Origin of the sequence: Corynebacterium meridianum, assembly GCF_016342265.1 — a bacterium.
Classification (GTDB): domain Bacteria; phylum Actinomycetota; class Actinomycetes; order Mycobacteriales; family Mycobacteriaceae; genus Corynebacterium; species Corynebacterium meridianum.
The window spans coordinates 310,822-330,474 of the sequence record NZ_JAEIOS010000015.1; the positions used below are offsets into that span (position 1 = coordinate 310,822).

The following is a 19,653-nucleotide window of genomic DNA, read 5'->3' on the forward strand; positions in this document are numbered from 1 at the left end:
CACATCGTCCATTATGTCCCGCGACGGACCCCGACGGTGCACAATTGAGTCATGACGAACACCCTTTCACCGGATGAAGACCGGACCCCCCGTAACCCGAAGGCCGTGTGGGCCGCGCTGATGGAGGGCAACCGTCGTTTCATGAACTTCTCGGTGGAACGCCCGAACCAGGATGCTCTGCGCCGCAGTCAGCTCACCCAGGGGCAGGAGCCGTTGGCGGTGGTTCTCGCCTGCTCCGATTCGCGGGTACCCGTGGAGCTCATCTTCGACCAGGGACTCGGTGACGTCTTCGTCATCCGCACCGCGGGCGAGATCATCGACCTCGCCGTGCTGGGGTCACTGGAGTACGCGGTGGAGTCCCTGCACGTTCCGCTCGTCGTCGTGCTCGGGCACGAGTCCTGCGGTGCAGTCGGGGCGACGATGGCGGCACTGGACGGGCACGAGATCCCCGGTGGATTCCAGCGCGTGCTGATCGAGAAGGTCAGCCCCTCGATCCTCGACGCCCGCGCTGCGGGACGCCGCACCATCGAGGAGTTCGAGGCGCATCACGTGGCTGAGACGGTCGACCAGGTCCTGTCCCGGTCACCCGAGATCAAGGCCCGGGTGTCCAAGGGGACGTGCGGCATCGTCGGTGTCCGGTACCGGCTGTCCGACGGGATGGCGGAGCCCGTGGTCACCATCGGCGTCAACGACGACTGACAAAACAAACAGGGACACGCCGCAGGACTGACACATCTGCGGCGCAGCTCCGCATAGACTCGGGCTCGTGGACAACAGAAACCGTCGACTGCCCAGAGAGATCTACATCCGCCGCCGGGTGGCGGCGGGCGTCGTGCTGATCATCGTCGTGTTCCTGGTCGGATGGCTGATCTCGGCGCTCGTCGGCGGGGACGACCCGCAGCCCACCGCTGCGGAGGGGACACAGACCACCACCCCGGCCCGGGAGACGACGGCCGCGGAGACCTCCCGGACGTCCACCGAATCCACCGCCGGGCGTGGCACACCGACCACCGCAACCACGGGGAAACGGCCCGCGGACGAGGCGGAGAGCGACAAACCCTACGCGTCATCGGAGACCACGGCGACGACAACGGAACAGGCTCCGGCCGAGCGGAAGAACACCTGTGAACTCAGCGACCTCATCGTCACCGCGACCTCGGACCAGGCGGCCTACGCACCCGATGTCCAGCCCAGCTTCTACATGACGGTGAAGAACCCCACCGCCGCTGACTGCGTGATCGATCTCGGGGAGAACGTCCTCCGCTTCGAGGTGTACGACCTGGCCACCAACCGCCGGGTCTGGTCCGACGTCGACTGCAACCCCGCCGTGGACGTCACCGAGCGGACATTCCCCGCGGGGGAGGAGCGCTACTACGAGGCGATCTGGTCCAGGACGAATTCCGCGCCGGGCAGCTGCGGGGACCGAACACCCGTACCCGCGGGCGGCTACTACCTGCACACTCTCGTCGGCGGCAACCACTCGGACGCGCACCCGTTCAACCTGAGGTGACGATCCGCCTTCACCCGACGGCGGCGATGGCCTCCCCGATTGTGGCGACCCGCGTTATCCGCATCCCCGGAACTCTGAGCTCGTCCCCGGCCGGCACAATCGCGGACACGTACCCCAGGCGTGCGGCCTCCTGCAGCCGCCGCCGGAGATCCGGGACCCGCCGGATCTCCCCGGCCAGCCCCACCTCCCCCAGTACGACCGTCTTCGGTGCGATCGGCCGACCGTCCATAGCGGACACGGTGGCCAGCGCGACCGCGAGATCAGCCGCCGGTTCCCCGACCTTCATACCGCCCACGGTCGCGATGTAGACCTCCCGGTCGAAGGACGGACGACCCGCCCGCGCCGAAAGAACCGCGAGCACCATAGGAACCCGGGTCGCGTCGAGGCCGGTGACGGCCCGCCGGGGATTCTTCGACTGCGTCGGCACCAGGAGGGACTGGACCTCCGCCAGAATCGGGCGGACTCCGTCCATCGCCACCGTCACCGCGGTCCCGTCCGGGGTGGAATCCCGGTGGGACAGGAACAGTCCCGAGGGGTCCGCCACCTCCCGGATCCCGTCGCCGGTCTGCTCGAAACACCCCACCTCGTCGGTGGCGCCGAAGCGGTTCTTGATGCCGCGCAGCATCCGCAGTGAGGAATGACGGTCGCCCTCGAAGGTGAGGACCACATCGACGAGATGCTCGAGCACCCTCGGGCCCGCGACAGAGCCTTCCTTGGTGACGTGACCGACGAGGAGAACCGGGATACCCGAGGTCTTGGCGAGGGTGGTCAGCGCGGCGGTGGTCGCGCGGGACTGGGCGACACCACCCGCCACGCCCTCAACCCCGCTGATGTGCATCGTCTGGACGGAATCGACGATGAGCAGACTCGGCTTGAGCTGCTCGACGTGCCCGAACACGACGTCGAGATCCGACTCGGCGGCGAGGTACAGCGTCGGCTGCAGCCCTCCGGTGCGTTGCGCACGCATCCGCACCTGCCCCGCGGACTCCTCGGCGGTGATGTAGAGGGCCGTCCGGGTTCCGGCGGGCCGATCTTCCGTGCCTGCCGCCGGGGCGGGCTGTGCCGCCCAGCGGGCGGCCACCTCCAGCAGTAGCGTCGACTTCCCCACGCCGGGCTCACCCGCGAGCAGCACCACGGAGCCCGGGACGATGCCGTCGCCGAGGACCCGGTCGAGTTCGCCGATGCCGGTGGACACCGTGGTCGCGGTCGCCGGGTCGATGCGGCTGATCGGGACCGCCGGTGATGTCGGGGTCAACCCGACGGGGAGTTTTCCCCCGACTGCGGCTCCAGCGGCACCGGCGCCGCCGCCCGAAGGAGCACGGTACTCCGTGAGGGTGCCCCATCCGCCGCAGTCGGGGCAGCGGCCCAACCACTTGGGAGTGCTGTAGCCGCACTCTGAACAGGTGTGCACGCTGCGTGGTTTCTTCGCCATGGGGATCACCCTAACGCCTGGGCCCGACACCGGTGCGAAAGGGAGTTCGAACCGGATGGCAGATGAAAACCGGCTCCTCCCCGATCGGGGAGGAGCCGGTTCGTGGGGAGTGCTTTACCGGTCAGTGTCCGGAGTGCTCCCCGTGCCCTTCGCCACCCTGCTCACCGCGGTCGATGTCGGCGGGTGCGAGGGTGGGGGCCGCGATCGTCGCGGTGACGTCGATGGTCTGACCGTCGTCGAAGGTGAACACGACGTCGGCGTTGCCGCCCGGGGGGAAGCCCTTGTCCTTGACCGCGGTGACCACCCGGGCGATGCAGATGCCGTCGCCGACCTCGGGCAGGGCGTCGAGGTGCGCGCGGGATCCGGCCACGATGGAGCAGTCACGGTTGAGCTCGGTGTCTCCCCGCAGTGTGACCTTCTCGCCGTCGACGGTCGCGCTCTTCAGCGTGTGGACCGTCATGTCGGTGTCCTGATTCACGAGGGTGAACCGGAGGGACGCGGTCGGGGTTCCGTCGACCTCCACGGTGACGTCGCGGACGGCCAGCTTGCCGTCCGGGGTCTCCGCGCGGGCACCGTCAACCGCGGCGACCTGGCTGGCTGTCTGGGAGATCTGGCCGGAGCTGCAGGCGCTCAAGGTCAGGGCCGCCGCAACGGAGACAAGGGCCGCTGCCGCGCCTTTCACGGTCTTGGTGGTCATCACTTTCAGTGTCCTCCATCGGAAGGCTTTCGGGTAAGGCAGTTGTTGTCCTCACTCTAGCTGCTGTTCAGACTCTCCACACAGTTCCCGGGTCCTGCGAAGGGGGAGCGCGGGGGCAATCCTTTGATTGCGTCAACTGTCATCCCCGTGTCCGGTCCGCGGGTGGGCCGCGCGCCTCCGCGGCGGGTCCGCGTGTCCCGTCGATCGGGACGTTCGGGGAAAACGGCTGGTTGGGGCCGTGCTAGAATCAGCCCCGCAACAGTGACGATTCACCGTGGCGCCGGTGGGCGCAGGAAGGTGCACCAAGTGGGCATGGATTTCAAGGTCGGCGACACCGTCGTCTATCCGCATCACGGCGCAGCCGTGATCGAGGCGATCGAGAGCCGGGAGATCGGCGGCGAGGTGCTTGACTATCTGGTCCTGCAGATCCACCAGTCGGACCTCACCGTCAAGGTTCCCACGAAGAACGCCGAGCTCGTCGGAGTCCGCGACGTCGTGGGAGAAGAGGGCCTGCAGAAGGTCTTCGGTGTGCTGCGCGAGACCGATGTCGAGGAGGCGGGCAACTGGTCCCGCCGCTACAAGGCGAACCAGGAGCGGCTCGCCTCGGGCGACGTGAACAAGGTCGCAGAGGTCGTCCGCGATCTCTGGCGCCGCGACCAGGACCGCGGCCTGTCCGCGGGGGAGAAGCGGATGCTGGCCAAGGCCCGGCAGGTGCTCGTCGGTGAGCTGGCTCTCGCCGAGGGCGTCGACGAGGCCAAGGCCGACGACATGGAGGCGCAGATGGAGGCGACCATCGAGCGCCACGAAGCGGCCGGTGCCGGGGACGACACCGACATCGCTAAGAAGGCGGACGAGGACGTTCCCGACGTTAACCTCGACGACGTCGACCTCGACTCCGACGACGACTAGCCCCAGTTCACAGTGTCAGTCACCGTGGATGACCGCCGGGTGACCGCGCTCCTCGCGGCCGCCGGGCGTGGGACCCGACTGGGCGCCCCGGTCCCGAAGGCGTTCGTGCCGTTGCGCGGCATGCCCCTCGTCGAGCGCAGTGTCCGTGCCATGGCCACCTCGGGTGTCATCGACGACGTGATCGTCCTGGTCAGCCCGGACATGGCCGACTACGCCCGCACGATCCTCGATCGTGCGGGGCTGCTCGACGACCCGGGCCTGCCCGTCCGGCTGGTGCACGGCGGCGACGAGCGTGCCGATTCGGTCTGGGCCGGGCTCCGCGCCATCGACGCGGATGAGGGTGTCGTGGTCATCCACGACGCGGCCCGCGCCCTCACCCCGCCCGGCCTCATCGCCCGTGTCGTCCACCGTGTGCGTCGCGGCGCGGTCGCGGTGATCCCCGTGCTCCCGGTGACCGACACCATCAAGGTCGTCGACGGTGACCACGTCGTCGACACCCCGCCCCGCTCCGATCTCCGCGCCGTCCAGACCCCACAGGGTTTCGATCTCGCCGCACTGCGCGCCGCGAACGTCGCCTACTTCGGTTCGGCCGACCCCGGCTTCACCGCCACCGACGACGCCTCGCTGATGGAATGGGCGGGGCACACCGTCACCTGCGTGAAGGGGGATCCGATGGCATTGAAGGTGACCACCCCCATGGACATGATCCTCGCCCGGCACATCACCGACGAGGCCGAACCCACCATCTTCGAGGTACCCGGTGACTGACAGCCCCATCATCCCTCGAGTCGGCATCGGCACCGACGCCCACCAGATCGAGACCGGCAGGGACTGCTGGATCGCCTGCCTGCACTTCGAGGACGCGGACGGCTGCGAGGGACACTCCGACGGGGATGTCGTCGCGCACGCGCTCGTCGACGCACTGCTGTCCGCCGCGTCACTCGGCGACCTCGGCTCCTTCGTCGGGGTGGGCCGCGCCGAGTACGACGGGGTCTCCGGTGCCCGCCTGCTCCGCGAGGCACGCGAACTCCTCGAGACCAACGGCTGGGCGATCGGCAACGCGGCGGTGCAGCTGATCGGCAACACACCGAAGATGGGCCCGCGCCGGGCCGAGGCGCAGGACACCATCGCCGGGATCCTCGGTGCACCGGTCAACATCTCCGCCACCACCACCGACCACATGGGCTTCACAGGACGCGGCGAGGGACGTGCCGCCGTCGCCACTGCGCTGGTCTACCCCGCGGTCTGACCGGTCCTCCCGCCGCCCGGAACCGGGGGTGCGGCAGATAGGATGGGTACCGTGACTCTGCGAATCTATGACTCAGCGACCCGTACCCTCCGCGACTTCGTGCCCCTGCGTCCCGGGCACGCCTCGGTCTACCTGTGCGGTGCGACGGTCCAGTCGGTTCCGCACATCGGCCACGTCCGCAGCGGTGTCGCGTTCGACATCCTCCGCAACTGGCTCGAGGCCAAGGGCCTCGACGTGGCGTTCCTGCGCAATGTCACAGACATCGACGACAAGATCATCACCAAGGCCGCCGAGGCCGGTCGCCCCTGGTGGGAATGGGCCGCCACCCACGAGCGCGCCTTCACCTGGGCCTACGACCAGCTGGGTGTCCGACCCCCGTCCCTCGAACCCCGGGCGACCGGTCATGTCACCGAGATGGTCGACTACATGCGACGGATCATCGACGCCGGACACGGCTACGCCGCGGACGGCAACGTCTACTGCTCACCGACCACCATCGAGGGGTACGGCAGAATCTCCGGACAGCGCCTCGACGAACTCGACCAGGGCGAATCGGCGGGCACCGGGAAGCGGGACCCGCGCGACTTCACCATGTGGAAGGCGGCCAAACCGGGCGAACCGTCCTGGCCGACGCCGTGGGGCGACGGCCGCCCCGGTTGGCACCTCGAGTGCTCGGCCATGGCCACCAAGTACCTCGGCGGGGAGTTCGACATCCACGGCGGCGGGCTGGACCTGAAGTTCCCGCACCACGAGAACGAGGCCGCCCAGGCGACCGCCGCCGGCGACGGGTTCGCCCGCTACTGGATGCACAACGGCTGGGTGACCATGGCGGGGGAGAAGATGAGCAAGTCCCTCGGCAACGTGCTCTCCGTCCCGCACGTCCTCACCCTCGTCCGCCCCGTCGAGCTCCGCTACTACCTCGGCAGCGCCCACTACCGGTCCATGCTCGAGTACTCCGAACAGACCCTCGCCGACGCCGCCACCGGGTACCGCCGCATCGAGGCGTTCTTGGACCGCGTCGGCGCCGTGGAACGCACCACGTGGACCGAGCGCTTCGCCGCCGCGATGGACGACGATCTCGGGGTTCCGGCCGCCCTCGCCGAGGTGCACAACGCGGTCCGCGCCGGAAACACCGCCCTCGCCGCGGGTGACCGGGATGAAGCGGTTCGCCTCGCGGGTCAGATCCGTGCGATGATGGCCATCCTCGGTGTCGACCCCCAGTCCGATACCTGGACCGCCGCCCGGAACACCTCCGGTGGCACCGACGACGCGGCAGGCAAGGCCCTGGACACCCTGATCCGGGCTGAACTCGACCGCCGTACCGCCGCCCGCGCGGCGAAGGACTGGGCCACAGCAGATGAGGTGCGCGACCGCCTGGCGGCGGCGGGCATCGAGATCACCGACACCGCCGACGGCCCACAGTGGTCGCTGCGCACCAACACCGACGACAAGTAAGGCCCCTGAAGCACCATGGCTGGAAATTCCAAGCGCACCGGAGCGGTGCGCAAGACCGACAAGAAGAACCCCCAGGTCGGATCCGGTGGCCAACGCCGTCGTGGTCTGCGGGGTAAAGGCCCGACGCCGAAGGCGGAGGACCGCACTTACCATCCCGCGCACAAGCGGAAGAAGGAGGCGGAGCGCCGCGCGCGCGGCCGCCACGTCAAGGAGGAGACCACCGAGCTCGTCGTGGGCCGTAACCCCGTCGTCGAGTGCCTCCGTGCCAAGGCACCGGCCAACGCCCTCTACGTCGCCCTCGGCACCGAGAGTGACGAACGCCTGACGGAGGCCGTGCAGCTCGCCGGACACCGCGGCATCTCCATCATCGAGGTGCCGCGCACCGACCTGGACCACATGACCGGCAACGGCATGCACCAGGGCATCGGCCTGCAGATGCCGCCGTTCCGTTACTCGGCGGTCGAGGATCTCATCGAGCAGGTCAACGAGCGCGGCGAGCCCGGCCTGATCGTCTGCCTCGACAATGTCACCGACCCCCGCAACCTCGGCGCGGTCATCCGCTCCGTCGCGGCGTTCGGCGGACACGGCGTCGTGATCCCGGAGCGCCGCTCGGCATCGGTCACCGCCGTCGCATGGAGGACCTCAGCGGGCACCGCGGCCCGGCTCCCGGTCGCGAAGGCCACCAACCTGACCCGGACCCTCAAGCAGTTCCAGAAGGCCGGCTACCAGGTCGTCGGTCTCGACGCCGGAGGGGATCACACCCTCGACACCTACGACGGGACCGGCCCCACGGTCGTCGTGGTCGGGAGCGAGGGCAAGGGAATCTCCCGCCTCGTCGGTGAGACCTGCGACGTCACACTGTCCGTGCCCATGGCCGACTGGGTCGAATCCCTCAATGCGTCCGTCGCCGCGGGCGTCGTGCTCAGTGAGTTCGCCCGTCAGCGCCGCGCACAGCTGAAGTGACGCACCATCGTCCGTGACAGACGCGAGGAACGGCCCCACCGCTTATGACCGGTGGGGCCGTTCCTCGCGTGTGGCGGTCGGTGGTGGGCGCTAGACCGTCGGCTCGGTCCGCGCCGGCTCCGGGGCGTGGTCGCCGATCGCCTGCGGTCCCCCCTGGGCGCGGAGCCGGAGGGCGTCCTCGTCCCGCTGCGCCGTCCGCCCCCGGAGGTACCCGATGAGGCGGCAGACGAGGTAGATCACGAACGAGATCGTGGTGACGAACACGCTCACCGGTAGCCCGGGTGCGAGCGAGATGACGAAACCACCGAGCGCGGCCACCTCGGCGAACACGGTCGACAGCACGACCGCACGCACCGGGCTGGAGGTGACCTGGGCGGCCGCGGCCCCCGGCGTGATCAGCAGGGAGATCACCAGCAGCGCGCCGACGATCTGCACCCCCTCGGCCGCGGAGAGTCCGACGAGGACCGCGAACCCGACCGCGACCAGGTGCACGTTGACACCGGCCGCAGCGGCCATCTGCGGGTCCGCGGAGGCGAACAGGATCGGTCGCCAGAACAGCACGACGCATCCGACGACCAGAGCCGTGATGCCGGCGAGCAGCCACACCGAACTCGACTGCACGCCGACGATCTGGCCGGTGAGCAACGCGAATGCATTCGATGAACGCCCCGGGTACAGATGGATGAACAGCACCGACAGCCCCATGCCGAAACTCAGGACCACGCCGACGGCCGTGTCCTGCTGGCGCATGCCGAGCAACGCGAGAACGATGGCCGCCACGATGGAACCCACCACGGCGCCGACGCCGACGTTGACGCTGAGCAGGAGCGCGGCCGAGGCGCCCATGAGGGCGAGTTCACTCGTACCGTGCACCGCGAAGGACATCCGACGCAGCACGATCAGTGGGGCCATGATCCCGGAGAGGATCCCGAGCAGCCCGGCGGCGATCAGGGAGTCCCGCACGAAGTCGACGCCGAGCAGGTAGCGGGTGTCGGTGATGAACTGGGTCATGTCCATGGTTGTTCCTCGGGTCGGTGGGCGGATCGGTGGGGCTGGTCAGATGACGATGAGCCGGTCGTTGACCTCTGCGACCTCGACGCGCGTGCCGTAGAGCTCGGAGAGCGTCTCGGAGCGCATCACCTCGGACACGTTCCCGAGCACGTGCCCGTACGGGGCGAGGTAGAGCACCCTGTCGACGACCCGCAGGACCGGGTTGATGGAGTGGGTGACGAAGACGACCGCCGTCCCGGCCTCCCGGCGCCGACGGTCGATGAGGTCCACGGTGCGGTGCTGCACACCCATGTCCAGGGAGAGCAGTGGTTCGTCACAGAGCAGGAGCTCCGGGTCGTTGGCCAGCGCCTGTGCCTGTCGCACCAGCTGCTGCTGGCCACCGGACAGGTTGCCCACACGCCGGTCCGCGATCCCGGTCGCCCCGACCTCCCGGAGCAGTTCCTCGACGGCGCCGCGTCTGGCCCGACGCCGCCTGAGCACACCGTGTGCGGCGGACAGGTTCACCAGGTCCCGGGCGCGTAGGGGGAGATCGGGGGAGAACATCCGCTGCTGGGGGATGAATCCGGTCCGCGCATTCACCGAGACCGTGCCGCGGGTGAGCCGGCGGGTTCCGGTGACCGTGTGCAGCAGTGTCGACTTCCCGGCACCGTTGGGTCCGAGAACCGCCAGGAACTCGCCGGGCTCGACCGTCAGGTTCAGATCCGAGAAAAGCGGGTCGACGGCGGCGTCGGTGAAGGTGAGGACCATGATCGTGGTTCTTTCTGATCAGAGGTCCGGGAGGGTGTCCCGGACAGCAGTTGAGCCTTCCACGCGGAAGATGACTCCGTGTGGAAGGCTACAGGGTGGAACGCGAGCGGTCGGGGATCAGTTCTTCCTGACCTGGTCCGCGCCGGTCTTCAGACGCTCGACGGCGCCACGGAAGAAGTCGAAGAAGTTCTCGTTCCGGGAAGGGGTCTCGAAGACCTCGACCACCGGGATACCCAGTCCCCGTGCCTCGTCGCGGAGGCGTTCGGTCGAATCGGTGGCGGTCTGGGGGTTGAAGACCAGGAGGTCGATCTCACCGTTCTTCAGCGCTTCGGTGAATGCGGCGTAGTCGGCGGCTGCGGGCTCGGATTCCTTGAGCGTGGCGGTCCGGTAGCCCTCGGGGGTGGCTTCGGTCAGCGGGGAGTGCTCCACGATGTAGTCAGCGATGGGTTCGGTCTGGGCGATGCGGACCGCCGGGAGGGAATCCATCTCACTCTCGAGCGCGGAGAGCTTCTCCTTGAGCTTGTCGGTGTCGACCTTCGCGTCGGGGCGCAGTTCGGCGACCCGTTCGGCGAGCTCGGTGCCGATCTCCTCGACGGCGTGCGGGTCGTACCAGATGTGCTCATTCACCAGGCCGCCGTGGTCGTGCCCGTGGTCGTGCCCGTGGTCGTGGTCGTGGTCGTCGCCGTGGTCGTGTTCGTCACCGTGCTCATGGTCGTGCCCGTGGTCGTGGTCGTGCACGGTGAGGGGGAGTGCGTGGATGATGACCGATTCGTCCATGTTGCGGTACAACCAGGAGTCGTATCCGCCGCCACCGACCACGATCAGGTCGGCTTCCTGGGCCAGTGCCATGTCGGCCGCCGTCGGTTCGAAGGAATGGGGGTCCACGGAATCGCCGACGATGATGGCACGGATGTCGGCGTCCTGGTCGGAGACGACCATGTCGGCGACGTCGGCCCAGATCTGGGTGGAGGTGACGATGTTGAGCTTGTCGCCGCTGTCAGCGGCTGCGGTTTCACCGGACTGTTGCGCCGGTGTCGTGGACTCCGGTGCGGGATTCTCGTTCCCCGGTGCACAACCGGCGGTGGCCATGACCATGCCGGTGGCGAAGAGTGTCGCACCCGCGGTCCGGGCGGGGTGGTTCCGGAGATTGCGGAGGAGGGGACGGAGGCTACTGTTGATCATGAAACCCAGTTTCAGCCAAATGATAACCTTTGTCAAGTTTATGATCATTTAACTGGCCCCGGATCGGCGGCCGGTGCGTGCCTGCCCCGGCTCCCGGTGGACCCGGGTGCTAGGTTTTTACCATGGCAAAACGTAATCGGCAGCGCGGTACGCTCGCGTCTCTGGCGGCCGAACTCGGAGTGTCGAGGACGACGGTCTCCAACGCCTACAACCGTCCGGAGCAGTTGTCCCCAGCCCTGCGGGAGAAGATCCTCGCCACCGCGGAACAGCGCGGCTATCCGGGGCCGCACCCCACGGCCCGTTCGCTGCGCACCCGCCGGGCCGGAGCCATCGGCGTCCTGTTGACCGAGCATCTGACCTACGCGTTCGAGGACCTCGCTTCCGTCGACTTCCTCGCTGGCATGGCCGAGGCCTCCTACGGCGGAAACACCTGCCTCACCCTGGTCCCGGTCGGTCCGGACAGCTCCGTCGACGTCACCGCGGCCGCACAGCTGGTTAACCAGCCGGTCATCGACGGTTTCGTCGTCTACTCGGTCGCCGCCGACGATCCGTACCTGCAGGCCGCCCGCAACCGCAGGCTCCCGCTGGTCATCTGCGACCAGCCCGCCGACGAGACCGGACTGCCGTTCGTCGGCATCGACGACCGCACCGCCATAGCGCCCGCAGCGCAGGCACTCATCGACGCGGGACACCGGAGGATCGGGATCCTCTCGATCCGCCTCGACCGGAGGAAGAACGACGGCCCGGTGTCGACCGAACGCCTGCGGCACGCGGGGCTGCACGTACAGCGCTCCCGGGTGCTGGGCGCACTGGACGTTCTCGCATCCGCGGGGATCGATCCGGCCACCGTGCCCGTGGTCGAGCGACACATCAACGACCGGGCGAACAACATCGACGCCGCCCGGGAGCTCCTCGAGACCCACCCCGATCTCACCGCGGTACTCTGCACCACGGACTCCATGGCCCTCGGAGTCCTCGACTACTGCGCGGAACGCGGGATCTCCGTGCCGGAGCAGTTGTCCGTCACGGGATTCGACGGGATCGTCACCGCCGTGGCCCGCGATCTGACCACCGTGATCCAGCCGAACCGGGAGAAGGGGGCGGCGGCGGGCCGGATGCTCTTCCGGCTCATCGAACAACGGCTGTCGGACGAGGAACCACCGGCCGGGGAATCACTGCGTGAACTGCTGGAGACGAAGTTCAGGCCCGGTGGAACGGTCACGGAGCCCAGATCCTACGACTGAACCCGCGGCTCAGCCCTTGAGGTGCGCGGCACGTGCCGTGACGAGCCGCTCAAGGACCGTCTGCACACCGTCGGTGTCGGCGACCCGGCCCACCGCAGCGGTGTCCCCGTCACCGACCTTGATCCCCAGATCACCCGTCCCGAGAACCCGGAACCCGTCCTCGTCGGTGACGTCGTCGCCGAGGAACACGACGGCGTCCCAGCCGCCCCGCTTCCGGACCTCGGCGATCCAGGTCCCCTTGTTCACCGACACCGCGGAGAATTCGACGATGCACTTCCCCGTGGACACGTGCAGCCCCTCCGGGCGCAGCTGCCGGGCCTCGTCGAGGAGCCGGTCGCCCAGTGCCCGGTCGGCTACCCGCCGGGTGTGCAGCACGCGGTGGAAGGGTTTGCTCTCCACCGCCGCGCCGGGATGTCCCGCGATCAGGTCATTCAGTCGCTCGCCCACGGCGTCGAGGAGACGGCGCTGCCCGTCGGTCGGCTCGACCGGATCGCCGGTGCTCTCCGCGCCGTGGCTCCCGACGAGTTCGACCCGGTCGCCGGCCCCGGACAGGCGCCGGAGCGTCGCCAGGTCCCGGCCGGAGAGGATGGCGGCCCCGGTGTCGGGGAGCGCACCCAGCGCCTCGAGGGCCGCGATGGAGTCCCGGTTGACGGGAACGTTCTCCGGGTCGTCCGCGAAATCGGCGATGGTGCCGTCGAAATCGGAGATCACGAGCAGTCTGGGGGCCCGGATGACGGAGCTGAGTCTGGCGTCGAGGCTGATGTTGTCCATGCTCCGATGGTACGTCGGCAGGTGTCCCGTGCTCAGCTAGACGTGGTCAGTCGTATGCCCCGCTTGTCGACGGCAGGATCACCGGCGTCCGTCAGCAGCAGCTCGCCGTCCTGGGGCCGGGACACGGTGAGAGCACCGGCGCCGAGCACCCCGAGGAGCCCCTCGTGAAAGTAGAGTTCCGCGCCTTCGCACCCGACGTCCTCGCGCACCCGTAGATCCCGGAACTCGAATGTCGCGGCGGCTGGATCCGTTGCGGCGACCTGCTCCCCTTCCCCGTCGAGGAAGTCCACGGATCCGGTGAATGGCGCGCACCCGGTGTCCCCGACGACGGTGCTGTCCCCGAAGGCGAGGTGCGCCCGCCCGGCGAGGGTGTCGGGGAGGACGCTCGGATGCTCGTCGTCGGTGTAGACGTTGGTCACCTGCCAGTTCGATGAGACGACCGGGGCCTGGCCCTGCGAACATCCCGTGAGGAGCAGTACCCCGAGGACACCGACCACCGCCGGGGTACGCAACCGGGTACCCATCAATGACTCCGCAGGGCGTCGAGGAAGGACCGTGCCCAGAGATCCACGTCGTGCTCGACGACCTGGCTGTGCATGGCGAGCATCCGGTCACGAGCCTCGTCCGGGGTATCCCGGAGCATGTTGACCGCGATCATCAGCTGCCGCTTCACCGAGTCCCCGTCGTGCGGGTTGCAGAGGAACGCCCGGTTGAGTTCGGTCGCCGAGCCCGCGAACTCACTTAGAACCAGGGCTCCTGAACCGTCGCCGTGGCAGGCGACGTATTCCTTGGCCACCAGGTTCATTCCGTCCTTGAAGGGGGTCACGAGCATGATGTCGGCGGCGACGTAGCAGCCGAAGAGCTGCTGCTTGCCGAGGGATCGGTGGAGATAGTGGACCACGGGCCGTCCGACCTCGGCGAAGCGTCCGTTGATCCGTCCGACGGCCTCCTCCACCCGGGCGCGGGTGCGCCGGTAGTGTTCCAGCCGTTCGCGCGACGGGGTGGCGATCTGCAGCAGTACCGAGTCGTGGGGGTCGAGCGCGCCGGACTCCAGCAGTTCCTCGTAGGCGGAGAGCCGCTGGAGGATGCCCTTCGTGTAGTCGAGGCGGTCCACGCCGAGGATCATCGTCTCGGGGTCCCCGAGTCGGTGGCGGATGTCCGCGGCATCCACCTGCGCGGCCGTGTCGATCACCGAGGCGGTGTCTATGGAGATCGGGAACGCGGCGACCCCCACCCGGCGTCCGTCGGGGGCGGTGATATGCGCGGAGATCTCCCGCACCGAGGCCCGGCCCTCCACGTTGAGACTGTCGGGCTGACCGGTGTGGGAACCGGGGGCTCCCGCGACGGAGCGTGCCAGGGTGAGGAAATTGTCGGCGTTCTGCGGCAGATGGAAACCGATGACATCGGATCCCAGGAGCCCGCGGACGATCTCCTCGCGCCAGGGGAGCTGACGGAACAGCTCCGCCGGTGGGAAGGGGATGTGCAGGAAGAAGCCGATGGTCAGATCGGGGCGCAGCTGCCGCAGGATGCCGGGCACGAGCTGGAGCTGATAGTCCTGCACCCATACCGTGGCCCCTTCCGCGGCGACGGACGTGACCTCCCGGGCGAAGGTGTAGTTGACCTCCCGGTACGTCTCCCACCAGGTGCGGTCGTAGGTGGGGGGAACGATGAGGTCGTGGTACAGCGGCCAGAGGGTGGCGTTGGAGAATCCCTCGTAGAACTCCTCGTAGTCGGTGGCGGTGAGTGCCACCGGATGCAGGAGGATCCCGGAATCCGTGCGGAAGGGTTCCATTCCGCCGTCCACGGTGCCCGGCCATCCGACCCAGCAGCCGGCGTTCCGCTCCAGAACGGGACTCAACGCGGTGACCAGGCCACCGGGACTCGGGGTGAAGCTCCTGGTTCCGTCCGGGGTGACGGTGACATCGACGGGCAGCCTGTTCGCCACCACGACGAAGTCGTTTCCGCCCTCCGCCGGGGTACGTGGCGCGGCAGTCACGGTCAGGCCTTCTTCGTCGTCTTCTTCGCGGTGGTCTTCTTGGCCGCGGTCTTCTTCGCCGTCGTCTTCTTCGCGGCGGTCTTCCTGGTGGTTTTCTTGGCCGTCGTTTTCTTCGTCGTCTTCTTGGCCGCGGCCTTCTTCGTGGTCTTCTTGCGGCTCTTGGCGGACTCCGCTTCAGCTGCCTCCGCGTGTTCCGCGGCGATCTTGCGGTAGTTCAGGCGCTCGGGAGCCACACCGAGCATGGATGCGAGGGTGACGCAGTCGAAGAAATCGGTTGAATAGGTCGCGACAATTCGACGGGCCGCCTTCGCGGTCTTCTCCTCCACGGTGTGCAGCGACTCGGCATTGGTGGTGCGGGTGTCTGTGACCTTGGGCGGCACTGATCCTCCTGGAATCGTCGGCTGGGGCTGGGCTGCGCACAGCTCATCCTACGCCACGGCGCCGCGGAGACCATGCCGCCCCCGACGGGCGCCGGTCCTCTCAGCTCTACCGGTCGGTGCTGCCCGATGTGTCGGGGGCACCTGCGGCTCCACCGGGCATGCCCGGGTGTCGGGTCTTGGCTTCGCGGACGGCTTTCCGGGCCCGGTGTTGGCGCCGGTTCACGGCCGAACCGGTGCGTCGGACTACGCGGGCTGTCGTCTCGACCGGCCTGGAGTGCCGGAAGGACGAGGCCCGGCGACGGGCGAAGCTGGTGTACCGGTTGAGTGGCGGTGGACGGCGCAGCTTCCGCGCGACCCACTCGCCCAGCACCACACCGGCGGCCAGGGAGGAGCCGATGGCCAGGGCCAGCGCCATGTTTCCGAACCCCTGCACCAGCTGCTCGTTGAGCAGGGTGTACATACCCCGGTAGATCGTCAGACCCGGCAGGAGTGGGGTGATGCCCGCGACCGCCGTGATCAGGGGTGGAATCAGGAATCGCCGGGCGAGCAGACCGCCCGCGAGCCCGATGATCGTGGCGGTGATGCCGAGTCCGACGACCGGGCTCATACCGAGGGGAAGCAGAACGAAGTAGTAGCAGGCGGAGCCGGCGAAGGAGGTGATCCCCGAGATCCACACCGAGGGCCACTCGGCGAACGCCGCCACCGCGAACGCGGCCGAGGCCGCGGCCCCGGCGAGGACCTTCGCGGAGGCGGAGGCGAAGTTGACGGGGGTTGTCGCCTCGAGCGGGGGCAGCGTCACACCGAGCGCCGTCGCGGCCTGGATGCCGACGGCCACACCCGCGATGATGCCGCCGGTGAGCATGATCGTCTGGAAGAACCGCGCCGATGCCGTCACCGGAGCCCCGGTGATCCCGTCCTGGATGGCCTGCACCAGCGTCAGACCGGCGAGCAGTACGATGATCCCCGAGGCGATGATCTGCCCCGGTGCGAGGTTGATCCCGTTCTCCAGGGCCCAGTTGTAGGTCATCGCGGCGGGGAGCGTGGCGACGAAGCCGCCGTACATGTTCCGGTAGAACTCGGGCAGGCCCTTCTTCTCCAGCCAGAGGTGGCCGGCCATGATCACCAGTGCGGTCAGAAACGAGATCACCGAGACGAGCCAACCGCCGCCGAGAAGCACCGCGACGGCGGCTGCCAGTCCCGCCCAACCTACGAGGGCGGTGCGGATCCCGTAGGGCGGGGGCATGGACGTCAGATCGTTCATGATCTGCTCCGCCACGTTCGGTGGGGTCGCGCCCGCCTGGATCGAGCGGATCAGGCGGTCGATCTCGGCCAGCTTGGAGAAGTCCAGGTCCAGCTTGGGAACGACCCGGAACACCGTGATCGGTATCTTCTGGCCCGCATCGATCTGCGTGAACAGCTGGATCGTGTTGAAGGTGATGTCGACGTGCACGTAGTGCAGCCCGTAGGCGGAGCACACGGTGTGGACGTGGGCGCGGGTGTCGTGGTTGCCGGTTCCCGAGTACAGCAGGTAGCCACCGATCCGGGCGGCCAGGTCCATGACCCCGGTGACCTGCGCAGGGTCGGTGAGATCGATCGGAGCCAGTGGTGAGGGTGGGGGAGCGGCCTTGGCCTCGTCGATAGTCGCGAAACGACCCTGACGGGACCGGAACAACCGCAGCCTGGTGAAGATATCGGACACGTCGGCTACTGATCCTTCGGAAAACGACTGGTGGGAACGCGCGGTGCCGCGCACCGGGAGCAGCATACCCTCGTGTATCCGGACACGGAACCTGCGCCGGTGGGCGCAGGTCTTGGACTTGAACGGTACTCGTCCGGTATCATCCTCGCGTGCCCCGGACACATGTACCGGGGCGTTGCTGGAGTGGCGCAATCGGTAGCGCACCGGTCTTGTAAACCGGCGGTTGCGAGTTCAAGTCTCGTCTCCAGCTCGATCAGGACGGGCGACCGCGGCATCTTGCCCCTGTGACGGGGCGGGGTCGCGGTTTTTCCGTGTGCTGCCGTCCACAGCCCCGGTACCCCGCTACTCCGGTGTGTCAGCGCAGGTCGAGGATGGCCTCGGTCATTGCGGTGCGCTGCTCGGCGGTCATGGTGCGGTGGTCCAACGCGTCGTGCAGCCACAGACCCTCCACCGCGAGCATCTTCAGGTAACGGCACCGGCCCGCTTCGGTGGAGGTGTCGGACACATCCGGAGCCCAGCGGGCGAGAATCGGCTGCCACGCGTCGCCGAGGTCCGGGTTCTGGGTGGCCTCCAGGGTCAGCATGAGTTCCGCCCGGGTGACCGACGTCGCCATTGATAGCACGTAGGCGCGGAGCCGGGTGTCGGCGTCGACGCTGTCCGCCGGCCCCCCGGCGAGTTCCCGCAGCTCCCGCTCCCAGTCCTCCGCGAGTGCGTCCACGATCCCCAGCAGGAGGGCCTGGCGGGTGGGGAAGTGGTACATCAGTCCCCCCTTGCTGATCCCGGCCCGGTCCGCGACCGACTCGAGGGACACCGCGTTCAGCCCGTGTTCCTCGATGAGTGCGATCGCCGAGGTCAGGACGTGGTCGCGTTTGCTCGGGCGCATCAGTGCCGGATCTCCTTCACCTGATCTGCGGTACGCCCGGAGAATACCCGGGCCATGCCCACGGTACCGAGTGTGCTCAGCACCGCGACAACCACCATGATCAGGCCGAAACCGTGGTCGAACGCTCCCCGTGCGGCATCGATGACGGCCGGTGACCCGCCGGCGTGTGCCTGTTCCACGCCGTCGCCGGCGGCGGTGGGTGCCCGCACCGCGTAGAGGGTGGCCTGCAGGCTGCCGAGCACCGCGATGGAGATCAGTGCGCCGAACTCGTAGGACACCTCCTCGATCGCCGCCGCCATTCCCGCGTGGGACGGTTCCGCACCGCCGAGGATCGCAGCCGACGCGACCGACAGCGTCGCGCCGGCACCCGCGCCGACGTCCATCAGTCCCGCGATGTAGACCACCGGGCTATCCAGGTGGTGGCCTGCGAGGAACACCAGGAACCCGGCTGTGCACGCGGCGAAGCCCCCGACGATGAGCCGCCGGAAGCCGAGGCGCCGGAGCAGTGCGCCACCGGCCAGTGCCGTGGGAACCGCCGACAGGGCGACGGCCCCCGCGAGTCCACCCGCCTGGAGTGGGCTGTAGCCGGACACCAGCTGGAAGCGCTGGGTGGTCAGCAGCTCGGTCCCGGCCAGGAGGAAGGTCCCGAGTCCCGCGGCCAGGACACCGCCGGTGAACATTCGCCGGCGGAAGATCCGGAAATCCACAAGTGGTTCGTGGATCCGTCGCTGTCGCCGTCGGAACAGCAGGGCGCCGACGATGGCGGTGAGGGCACTGGCGGCGGCGGTGAGGGGATCGGGATGTGTGCCCAGGGTGAGCTTGATCGCGAGGACCAGGCCGGACAGGGTGAGCAGTGCCAGCAGGGAGGACAGGGCATCCCAGTACCAGTCGGGATTCGTCCGGTTCGGTGGGGCGGTGACCGGGATGAGGGCCAGTGCGACGAGAGCGACGGGAACGTTGACGAGGAACACGGAGCCCCACCAGAACCATTCCAGGAGCAGGCCGCCCGTGAGCGGGCCCGCGACCGTGCCCAGTGCGGCGGTCGCGCTCCAGATCCCGATGGCGGTGTTGCGTTCCTGCGGGTCGGTGAAGGTGATGCGGATGAGCGCGAGCGTCGCGGGCATCATCATCGCTGTCCCGACGGCGAGTACCGTGCGGCCGACGATGAGGACACCCACCGTCGGTGCGCCCGCCGCCAGCAGTGAGGCCGCGCCGAAGACGACGAGGCCGGCGGTGAACATCCGGCGGTGGCCGAAGCGGTCACTCAGTGCGCCCGTCCCGGGGAGCAACCCGGCCATGACGAGCGGGTAGGCGTTGGTGATCCACAGTGCCTGGTGTGCGGTGGCGCCGAGTTCCCTGCGGAGGGTCGGGAGCGCCGTGTACAGGATCGAGTTGTCGATGCCGATCAGGAGCGGTCCGGAACTGATGACGGAGAGGAAGGCCCACCGTCGAGCGGCGGGGAAGGCGTGTGACATTCCGTAACTATACCAGCCGGTCGGTATAGTTACGGTCGCAAGCCCGACTC

20 protein-coding genes and 1 tRNA gene are annotated in these 19,653 nt (G+C 68.5%); 9 read left to right on the top strand and 12 right to left on the bottom strand.

Annotated elements, in window-relative coordinates; all coding sequences use genetic code 11:
• The first annotated feature begins 51 nt into the window (after positions 1-51).
• On the top strand, positions 52-699 hold the full coding sequence (locus tag JDV75_RS11375; RefSeq protein ID WP_198739354.1) for a carbonic anhydrase: 648 nt from the start codon (positions 52-54) through the stop codon (positions 697-699).
• A 67-nt stretch (positions 700-766) separates the two neighbouring features.
• Entirely contained in the window at positions 767-1,510 is a 744-nt protein-coding gene (locus JDV75_RS11380) for a hypothetical protein (RefSeq protein WP_198739355.1), read from the top strand.
• 10 nt (positions 1,511-1,520) lie between these two features.
• Here JDV75_RS11380 and radA read toward each other — a convergent pair whose 3' ends face one another.
• Both radA and JDV75_RS11390 read right to left on the bottom strand, forming a co-directional pair.
• Positions 1,521-2,942, bottom strand: coding sequence for a DNA repair protein RadA (radA, locus tag JDV75_RS11385; protein WP_198739356.1), 1,422 nt, complete (start codon positions 2,940-2,942; stop codon positions 1,521-1,523).
• A gap of 121 nt (positions 2,943-3,063) precedes the next feature.
• Positions 3,064-3,639 carry a hypothetical protein gene (locus JDV75_RS11390; protein WP_198739357.1) on the bottom strand — a complete coding sequence of 192 codons (576 nt, stop codon included), beginning with the start codon at positions 3,637-3,639 and terminating at the stop codon, positions 3,064-3,066.
• A gap of 312 nt (positions 3,640-3,951) precedes the next feature.
• On the opposite strand from JDV75_RS11390, the gene JDV75_RS11395 reads away from it, so the two are divergent.
• From JDV75_RS11395 to rlmB, 5 genes are read left to right on the top strand one after another with little or no spacing between them, the layout of a single operon-like run.
• Positions 3,952-4,548 carry a CarD family transcriptional regulator gene (locus JDV75_RS11395; RefSeq protein WP_198739358.1) on the top strand — a complete coding sequence of 199 codons (597 nt, stop codon included), beginning with the start codon at positions 3,952-3,954 and terminating at the stop codon, positions 4,546-4,548.
• A gap of 24 nt (positions 4,549-4,572) precedes the next feature.
• Entirely contained in the window at positions 4,573-5,316 is a 744-nt protein-coding gene (ispD, locus tag JDV75_RS11400) for a 2-C-methyl-D-erythritol 4-phosphate cytidylyltransferase (RefSeq protein WP_248097578.1), read from the top strand.
• Positions 5,309-5,797, top strand: coding sequence for a 2-C-methyl-D-erythritol 2,4-cyclodiphosphate synthase (gene ispF / locus JDV75_RS11405; RefSeq protein ID WP_198739359.1), 489 nt, complete (start codon positions 5,309-5,311; stop codon positions 5,795-5,797). The genes ispD and ispF overlap by 8 nt, the downstream gene beginning before the upstream one ends.
• 51 nt (positions 5,798-5,848) lie before the next feature.
• Positions 5,849-7,252, top strand: a complete 1,404-nt coding sequence (gene cysS / locus JDV75_RS11410; protein ID WP_198739360.1) for a cysteine--tRNA ligase — start codon at positions 5,849-5,851, stop codon at positions 7,250-7,252.
• A gap of 15 nt (positions 7,253-7,267) precedes the next feature.
• Entirely contained in the window at positions 7,268-8,215 is a 948-nt protein-coding gene (gene rlmB / locus JDV75_RS11415; protein WP_198739361.1) for a 23S rRNA (guanosine(2251)-2'-O)-methyltransferase RlmB, read from the top strand.
• Positions 8,216-8,305: 90 nt separating this feature from the next.
• Here rlmB and JDV75_RS11420 read toward each other — a convergent pair whose 3' ends face one another.
• From JDV75_RS11420 to JDV75_RS11430, 3 genes are all read right to left on the bottom strand, one after another.
• Entirely contained in the window at positions 8,306-9,232 is a 927-nt protein-coding gene (locus JDV75_RS11420) for a metal ABC transporter permease (RefSeq protein ID WP_198739362.1), read from the bottom strand.
• Between the two features lie 39 nt (positions 9,233-9,271).
• Positions 9,272-9,973 carry a metal ABC transporter ATP-binding protein gene (locus JDV75_RS11425; RefSeq protein ID WP_198739363.1) on the bottom strand — a complete coding sequence of 234 codons (702 nt, stop codon included), beginning with the start codon at positions 9,971-9,973 and terminating at the stop codon, positions 9,272-9,274.
• Between the two features lie 117 nt (positions 9,974-10,090).
• The gene (locus JDV75_RS11430) at positions 10,091-11,155 is read right to left on the bottom strand and encodes a metal ABC transporter solute-binding protein, Zn/Mn family (protein WP_198739364.1); all 1,065 of its coding nucleotides are present in this window, start codon (positions 11,153-11,155) and stop codon (positions 10,091-10,093) included.
• Positions 11,156-11,277: 122 nt separating this feature from the next.
• Here JDV75_RS11430 and JDV75_RS11435 point away from each other — a divergent pair, with 122 nt between their 5' ends.
• Entirely contained in the window at positions 11,278-12,399 is a 1,122-nt protein-coding gene (locus JDV75_RS11435) for a LacI family DNA-binding transcriptional regulator (RefSeq protein ID WP_198739365.1), read from the top strand.
• Between the two features lie 9 nt (positions 12,400-12,408).
• Here JDV75_RS11435 and otsB read toward each other — a convergent pair whose 3' ends face one another.
• The 5 genes from otsB to thrE form a co-directional block, all read right to left on the bottom strand.
• The gene (gene otsB / locus JDV75_RS11440; RefSeq protein ID WP_198739366.1) at positions 12,409-13,170 is read right to left on the bottom strand and encodes a trehalose-phosphatase; all 762 of its coding nucleotides are present in this window, start codon (positions 13,168-13,170) and stop codon (positions 12,409-12,411) included.
• A gap of 32 nt (positions 13,171-13,202) precedes the next feature.
• Positions 13,203-13,694 carry a hypothetical protein gene (locus tag JDV75_RS11445; protein WP_198739367.1) on the bottom strand — a complete coding sequence of 164 codons (492 nt, stop codon included), beginning with the start codon at positions 13,692-13,694 and terminating at the stop codon, positions 13,203-13,205.
• Positions 13,694-15,166, bottom strand: a complete 1,473-nt coding sequence (locus tag JDV75_RS11450) for an alpha,alpha-trehalose-phosphate synthase (UDP-forming) (RefSeq protein ID WP_248097501.1) — start codon at positions 15,164-15,166, stop codon at positions 13,694-13,696. The genes JDV75_RS11445 and JDV75_RS11450 overlap by 1 nt, the downstream gene beginning before the upstream one ends.
• A gap of 2 nt (positions 15,167-15,168) precedes the next feature.
• Positions 15,169-15,546 (bottom strand): hypothetical protein, encoded by a 378-nt coding sequence (locus JDV75_RS11455; RefSeq protein WP_198739368.1) that lies wholly within the window; start codon positions 15,544-15,546, stop codon positions 15,169-15,171.
• A 106-nt stretch (positions 15,547-15,652) separates the two neighbouring features.
• Positions 15,653-17,245 carry a threonine/serine exporter ThrE gene (gene thrE / locus JDV75_RS11460; RefSeq protein ID WP_248097503.1) on the bottom strand — a complete coding sequence of 531 codons (1,593 nt, stop codon included), beginning with the start codon at positions 17,243-17,245 and terminating at the stop codon, positions 15,653-15,655.
• Between the two features lie 177 nt (positions 17,246-17,422).
• On the opposite strand from thrE, the gene JDV75_RS11465 reads away from it, so the two are divergent.
• A tRNA-Thr gene (locus JDV75_RS11465) sits at positions 17,423-17,495 on the top strand.
• 105 nt (positions 17,496-17,600) lie between these two features.
• On the opposite strand, the gene JDV75_RS11470 is transcribed toward JDV75_RS11465, so the two are convergent.
• Positions 17,601-18,128, bottom strand: coding sequence for a TetR/AcrR family transcriptional regulator (locus JDV75_RS11470; RefSeq protein ID WP_198739370.1), 528 nt, complete (start codon positions 18,126-18,128; stop codon positions 17,601-17,603).
• Positions 18,128-19,603 (bottom strand): MFS transporter, encoded by a 1,476-nt coding sequence (locus JDV75_RS11475; protein WP_198739371.1) that lies wholly within the window; start codon positions 19,601-19,603, stop codon positions 18,128-18,130. The genes JDV75_RS11470 and JDV75_RS11475 overlap by 1 nt, the downstream gene beginning before the upstream one ends.
• Between the last annotated feature and the right edge of the window lie 50 nt (positions 19,604-19,653).

Bases quoted from the DNA above. Each gene is read 5' to 3' on its own strand.
- JDV75_RS11395 (WP_198739358.1), top strand. From the start codon at position 3,952: ATGGATTTCAAGGTCGGCGACACCGTCGTCTATCCGCATCACGGCGCA.
- radA (WP_198739356.1), bottom strand. From the start codon at position 2,942: ATGGCGAAGAAACCACGCAGCGTGCACACCTGTTCAGAGTGCGGCTAC.
- JDV75_RS11475 (WP_198739371.1), bottom strand. From the start codon at position 19,603: ATGTCACACGCCTTCCCCGCCGCTCGACGGTGGGCCTTCCTCTCCGTC.
- JDV75_RS11435 (WP_198739365.1), top strand. From the start codon at position 11,278: ATGGCAAAACGTAATCGGCAGCGCGGTACGCTCGCGTCTCTGGCGGCC.
- JDV75_RS11445 (WP_198739367.1), bottom strand. From the start codon at position 13,694: ATGGGTACCCGGTTGCGTACCCCGGCGGTGGTCGGTGTCCTCGGGGTA.
- otsB (WP_198739366.1), bottom strand. From the start codon at position 13,170: ATGGACAACATCAGCCTCGACGCCAGACTCAGCTCCGTCATCCGGGCC.
- JDV75_RS11470 (WP_198739370.1), bottom strand. From the start codon at position 18,128: ATGCGCCCGAGCAAACGCGACCACGTCCTGACCTCGGCGATCGCACTC.
- JDV75_RS11420 (WP_198739362.1), bottom strand. From the start codon at position 9,232: ATGGACATGACCCAGTTCATCACCGACACCCGCTACCTGCTCGGCGTC.
- JDV75_RS11430 (WP_198739364.1), bottom strand. From the start codon at position 11,155: ATGATCAACAGTAGCCTCCGTCCCCTCCTCCGCAATCTCCGGAACCAC.
- JDV75_RS11390 (WP_198739357.1), bottom strand. From the start codon at position 3,639: ATGACCACCAAGACCGTGAAAGGCGCGGCAGCGGCCCTTGTCTCCGTT.
- rlmB (WP_198739361.1), top strand. From the start codon at position 7,268: ATGGCTGGAAATTCCAAGCGCACCGGAGCGGTGCGCAAGACCGACAAG.
- JDV75_RS11375 (WP_198739354.1), top strand. From the start codon at position 52: ATGACGAACACCCTTTCACCGGATGAAGACCGGACCCCCCGTAACCCG.
- JDV75_RS11425 (WP_198739363.1), bottom strand. From the start codon at position 9,973: ATGGTCCTCACCTTCACCGACGCCGCCGTCGACCCGCTTTTCTCGGAT.